The following is a 6,446-nucleotide window of genomic DNA, read 5'->3' on the forward strand; positions in this document are numbered from 1 at the left end:
AACAATTAGTAACGATAATAAAAACAAGGTAAATTAGGGTACGTTTGACAGTACCTTAAAAATTTGAGGGATTAATAAATGAAAACTTTAGTAATTGCAGAAAAGCCAAGTGTTGCAGCGTCTTTAGCCAAAGTTTTAAACGCAACACAAAAAACGCGCCACTATTATAGTGGTGCACAATACATTGTCACCTGGGCGTTAGGACACCTGCTGACGTTAAAAATGCCAGAAGATTATAAACCCGCTTGGCAAAAATGGACGCTGACTGATTTACCGTTAATGCCTAAAAAAATGCAAATTAAGCCGTTACCTAAAACACGAGCGCAATTAAAGGCAATTGCCGGCTTAGTAAAGCGCTCAGACGTTAAACAAGCTGTGATTGCAACTGATGCAGGACGGGAAGGCGAGCTAGTTGCACGCTGGATTTTGGACTACCTTAAATTTAATAAACCAGTTAAACGGCTATGGATTTCATCTCAGACAGATAAAGCAATCCGCTCTGGCTTTGCGCATTTAAAACCTAGCCATGATTATGATCAATTGTATGCAGCTGCCCAAGCACGGGCTGAGGCAGATTGGTTGGTGGGGTTAAATGTGACCCGCGCCTTGACGGTTAAATATCAAGATAGTTTATCAGCTGGTCGTGTCCAGACGCCAACATTAGGGTTAGTGGCCACACAGGCGGCTAAAATTCAGCAATTTAAGCCCCAGACTTACTACAGTTTAACGCTACAAACAAAATCGGGTGTGGCTCAGTTGGCAGACAACCCGCATTTATCAGCGGCAGCAGCACAGAAAAAACAACAGCAGTTGCAACAATCTGTCTATGCAGTTAAGGCGGTTAAAGAAAAACAAAAACGTCAAAAAGCGCCACTACCTTATGATTTAACAGAATTACAAAAAGTGGCGAACCAACGTTATCAGTTTTCAGCTAAGAAAACACTAGCTGCGTTGCAAAATTTATATGAGCGTTATAAAGTGGTGACTTATCCGCGAACGGATTCTAAGTATTTAACGCAAGATCTTAAAGCGACGATGCCAGAACGATTGGCGGCAATCAGTGGTTATGTACCAGAAGCTAAACCTTTGGCAGCTAAAAAAGCGCCGGTTGTGCAAAAGAGAGTGTTTAATGATGCCAAAGTCACTGATCATTATGGCCTGATTCCAACGGAACAAATGCCGCAACCGGCGTTGTTTGCTAATGATGAACGTAAAATCTATGATTTAATTGTGGCCCGCTTTATTGGTTTGTTTTTACCAGATTATCAGGAGACCCAATATACCTATCAGCTAGATGATGATTTTGTCCTTAAACAGACACAAGTGACTCAAGCTGGCTTTAAAGTAGGAGTAAACGCGACTAAAACCGTCAAGCCATTGTCGATCGGAACAAAATTATCAGGAACGGTCCGGTTGAACAAAGAATTAACCCAGGCACCTAAACCTTTAAGTGAAGCGACTTTATTGGTACAAATGGAAAAGCAAGGTCTTGGGACACCAGCAACACGGGCAGAAATCATTGAAAAATTAGTTACCTCTGGTTTGATGGTGCGTACTGGGACACATTTGGAAGTAACGCCTAAGGGTAAACAGCTTTTAAAATTAGTTAATCCACGCCTGACAACACCTGGATTAACGGCTAAATGGGAACAACAGTTACAACAGATCGAACGTGGTGAATTGGTTAAAGCGCAATTTATCCACCAGATTAAACTAGCAACAACCGACTTAGTCCAAGAAGTTAAACGGAGTACGGCAGCATATAAAGATTTTAATTTGACAACAAAAGTCTGTCCTAAATGTGGGGCTAAATTACGCCAAAAACAGACCCGGCAAGGTGTTTTATTGGTTTGCAGCAACCAAAATTGTAACTATTACCGCCGGCGTGATCCTAAGGTAACCAACCATCGTTGTCCGCAATGCCACAAAAAGATGGTATTATTAACGGGTGAGCACGGACGCTATTTTAAATGTATTCACTGTAATATTACGGAAAAAGTTGGTGCTGCTAAAGGTAAAGGAAAAGCTAAAATGAACCGGCACGAGACACGGCGCTTACTCAAAAAGGTTAATCAAGAAGATGCACCAGGTGAAAGTGCATTAGCACAAGCTTTAAAAACAGCTATGGCACAGAAAAAATCTTAAAGAGCAATGAAAGGGTGCGGAGCATGAAAACAAAACGTGAAGCCATTGTAGTGGAACAATTTCACTATGACCGCGAATCGGAAACTGTCAAACCTAAAACAGATGTCCAAGTTCATGTTAATGAGGTGACTGCAACTGGTGAAGGTGCGGACGCGATGATGGCTAAAGGAAAAATTTTTCAATTTAGCGTTCCGTTTAAAGTGGTTTTGCAAGGCTTTTCTGTCAGTGGTAAGATCACGCAGATTGTGCAGTTGTTGGGATTTAAAGGAACACCAGATGATATTTCTGCCGAAGAAATGCAGAAATTGTCGCGTCCGTTAGTTGAATATATCGAAACGTTGACTTATCAGGTGACTGCAGTTGCTTTAGACAAAGGCGTACAACTGGATTTTCGTCCAGAAGAAGCGAATGATGGGGCGGAATAATCACTGAGTATTAAACTTGCGCGAAGCTTTAGTTGATCGGCAATTGTGAAATCAACTAAAGCTTTTTCCGTTGTTGCCAGATATTGAGGTTTAAGCAATTAATAGATTGTGTATAATGGATGGAGAAGCTTTTTAGAAAGTGGGTGTGTTTTAGTGGCAACGCGTAGAAAGCCACGGCGAAAGCGCACGTCAAAGGCAAAAAAGCGGCGTAAAACGACCGCAAAGAAAAATTCAATGTATACCGTTAACATTATTGGTTTAATCTTTGTCCTATTAGGTTTATTTGCTACTTTTAAATGGGGCTTTGTTGGCAATCAATTAGCTAATTTAATGCGGATTATTGCAGGAGATACTTTCCCAGCGCTAGCCATTTTATTAGGTGTTTATGGTCTCTTCTTATTAGTTGTAGGCCGTGGTCCTGTTTTGTCTGGTAAGCGTATCGGTGGCACACTATTGGCATATTTTAGTTTCTTATGTTTTTTGGATGCTGTGATGTTTACACAGTTAGAATTGCACAGCCAGTTTGTACCGGTAACTTGGCGCTTTTTAGTGGCTGATTTTCAGCGTGCTAGTGTGACGACAACTATCGGTGGTGGTATGCTGGGAGCATTAGGTTATAGTGCGAGTTATTTTCTGGTGGGTCAGTTTGGTACTTATTTGCTGACGGTCGTCGGAATATTGACTGGCTTATTTCTGCTTTTTGACATTCCATTTGTGGTTGTTAAAGCAGCAGTAACTCAGATTGTGCGTGTTGTGCATTGGTTTGGCCGGCAATTAATGAGTTTACTTAAGCGTTTAGGCATGGCGGGACAAAAAATTAGTCCTCAGTTAAAACGATTAAAAAAAACCAGCAAAAAGCCAAAATCTTTACGGCCAGCGCCAACGAAACAACCTGCTGAATCAACTGTAGCTGCAACGGCTGAGAAAAGTGATCAATCTTCCACTCAATCTGCTGCACCAGCACCAACAATTAATGTTGCATCAAAGCAGATGAATGCACCGCAATCACAACAAGCAAAAGTTGATTTAGATCAATTAGCGGCGCCAACTTCGGCTGCACCTGAAAGTGCAACCCCAGCTTTGGTACAAGTAGAAGCAGATGAGGATTATCAATTGCCGCAAGCAGATTTATTGCAGGCGATTCCACCAACAGATCAAAGTGCTGAATATGCGACAATTAAACAAAATACTAAAAAATTGAAGCAAACTTTTGATAGTTTTGGGATCGATGTTGAAGTAAAAAACGTTAATTTAGGGCCGGCAGTGACTAAATATGAAATTAAGCCTGCTATTGGTGTCAAAGTCAGTAAAATTGTCAGTTTGACAGATGATCTTGCTTTAGCGTTAGCAGCAAAGGATGTTCGGATTGAAGCTCCGATTCCTGGGAAATCCTTAATTGGGATCGAAGTGCCTAATAAAGCCGTCGCTACGGTTTCTTACCGTGATGTTTATCAATCACAGCCGGCACATCCTGGTAAATTATTGACAGTGCCGATTGGCCGAGATATTTCGGGCAAAGTCATTATGATTGATATTACTAAAATGCCCCATCTACTGATCGCTGGATCGACCGGTAGTGGGAAATCAGTTATGATTAATGATATTATTACTGGCTTATTAATGACAGCCAAGCCCCATGAAGTTAAAATGATGATGATTGATCCAAAAAAAGTGGAACTTTCTGTGTATAATGGGGTTCCTCACCTTTTGACGCCAGTTGTTAGTAATGCCAAAAAGGCGGCTCAGGCTTTGCACAAAGCAGTTGCTGAAATGGAACGGCGTTATGAGCTATTTGCACAGTCGGGTAAACGTAACATTACGGAATATAATCAAGCTGTTCAACAACAAGATGCCGCGACAGAACAGCCATTACCAGCAATGCCTTACATTGTTGTAATTGTTGATGAATTAGCCGATTTGATGATGGTATCTTCAAATGAAGTTGAAGACGCAATTGTCCGTCTTGCCCAAATGGGGCGGGCAGCAGGTATCCACATGATTTTAGCAACACAGCGGCCTTCAGTTGATGTTATTACCGGTTTGATTAAAGCTAATATTCCTAGTCGGATGGCATTCGCCGTTTCTTCTGGTGTTGATTCGCGCACTATTATTGATAGCACTGGTGCGGAAAAATTATTGGGTCGTGGTGACATGCTTTATTTACCAATGGGGCAAAATAAGCCAACACGTGTTCAAGGTGCTTACATTTCAGCTAAGGATGTTGAGGCAGTAGTTAAATTTATTACCGCACAACAAACTGCTGATTATGATGAACGATTAACCCCAGATGATAAACCAGAAGCGGAAAAGGCGCTGGAGGCAGAAGATGAACTGTTCCCAGACGCTGTTAAATTGGTTGCACAATTGCAAACTGCCAGTATTTCAATGTTGCAAAGGCGTTTCCGGATTGGTTATAATCGGGCAGCGCGAATTGTTGATGAAATGGAACAGCGCGGAATTGTCGGGCCGGCAGCTGGCAGCAAGCCGCGACAAGTATTTGTTCAAAAGCCAGATGATGAACAACCCCAACAAAAATCATAGTGTTGGGTCTGAGATGACTTGATTAATGGACGATAAAAAAGTGAGGTCAAATATGGTTACACATAAACAATTAGCTGATGGTGTTGAATTAAACGTTTTACCTTCTCACCAATTTAAAACTACACGGGTGGTGATTAATTTCATTGCACCTTTAGCTGCAGAAACGATCACACAACGCTCATTATTAGCCAATTTGTTGGAGACAAATAGTCAGGATTATCCAACACAGGCGGATTTAGCTGCTAAGCTTTCTGCTATGTATGGTGCTGACTTTGGGGTTACGGTCGGCAAACAAGGCAATGCACACATCTTTTCAATGGTGTTAACTGTTGTCAATGACCGCTTTTTACCGGGAGAAACTCATGTCTTAAAAGACGGATTAGCATTTTTAAAGCAGATTTTATGGCGGCCTAATGCTGCTGCAGGTGCATTTGATGCCACTACTTTCAAGCGGGAAAAAGCAAATTTAGCAGCTTATTTACAATCTGTTTATGATAGTAAGCAAGCTTATGCAAGTTTACAGCTGCAAGCTTTGTACTTTCAAAGTAGTTCGGCTCAGCGGGTTCCAAGCTTTGGTAATGTAAAAGATTTAGCTGATATTACTGCTGTTAGTTTATTTAATTACTATCAGCAATTATTAGCTCATGATCAAGTGATGATTACAGTATTGGGTGACGTTGTCCCCGAGCAGGTTGTACAAGAAATTAGTCAGTTTCCATTTGCAGCTCGACAATCAGCTGCTTATCCGATATTTTACCAGCAGCCTAAATTAACATCTGTTTTGGAAAAAAATGACTATCAAGTAACCAATCAAGCTAAGCTTAATTTGGCCTACCACGCACCGATCTATTTTTATCAAACTGATTATTATGCGATGCTGTTAGCTAACGCGATTTTTGGTGCGTCTCCTTTATCCTTACTGTTTACCAATGTACGTGAACGTGCAAGCTCGGCCTATTATGCTAATAGTATTTATGACGGTTTTCGCGGCTTAATCACTGTACAGACCGGTATTGATGCTAGCAACTATCAACGGGTAAAACAAATTATTGCCGCGCAGTTAGCAGCACTTAAAAAAGGTGAATTTTCAACAGATTTATTGACACAAACCAAAGCCATGCTGCGTAATCAATATGTTTCGCGGCTGGATAGTGCGGGTTATTTAACGCATCGTGCCTTAATTCAAAAATTAGTTCCCGCGGCTGTGGTGACTAATTCTGCATTTGCAACGGCTTTAGAAGCTGTCACGAAAGCAGAAGTTGTGGCTGCAGCACAAAAAATGGTAGCGTCAAGAATCTTGTGTAAATGAAATGCCTTCGTACATATAATATGTAT

The 6,446-nt window shown here is 41.2% G+C and carries 4 protein-coding genes; all 4 read left to right on the forward strand.

Annotated features, from left to right (window positions below):
• Positions 1–78 precede the first annotated feature (78 nt).
• Positions 79–2,145 carry a DNA topoisomerase 3 gene (locus FC24_RS07625; RefSeq protein WP_057874298.1) on the forward strand — a complete coding sequence of 689 codons (2,067 nt, stop codon included), beginning with the start codon at positions 79–81 and terminating at the stop codon, positions 2,143–2,145.
• Positions 2,146–2,168: 23 nt separating this feature from the next.
• The gene (locus FC24_RS07630) at positions 2,169–2,570 is read left to right on the forward strand and encodes a DUF1149 family protein (protein WP_057874299.1); all 402 of its coding nucleotides are present in this window, start codon (positions 2,169–2,171) and stop codon (positions 2,568–2,570) included.
• A gap of 153 nt (positions 2,571–2,723) precedes the next feature.
• A complete protein-coding gene (locus FC24_RS07635) occupies positions 2,724–5,111 on the forward strand; it encodes a DNA translocase FtsK (RefSeq protein WP_057874300.1) in 2,388 nt (795 codons plus the stop codon).
• Between the two features lie 52 nt (positions 5,112–5,163).
• Positions 5,164–6,420: an EF-P 5-aminopentanol modification-associated protein YfmF gene (gene yfmF / locus FC24_RS07640; protein ID WP_057874301.1), complete on the forward strand. Its 1,257-nt coding sequence runs from the start codon at positions 5,164–5,166 to the stop codon at positions 6,418–6,420.
• Positions 6,421–6,446 lie beyond the last annotated feature (26 nt).

This window comes from Loigolactobacillus rennini DSM 20253 (assembly GCF_001436505.1).
GTDB classification, from domain to species: Bacteria; Bacillota; Bacilli; order Lactobacillales; family Lactobacillaceae; genus Loigolactobacillus; species Loigolactobacillus rennini.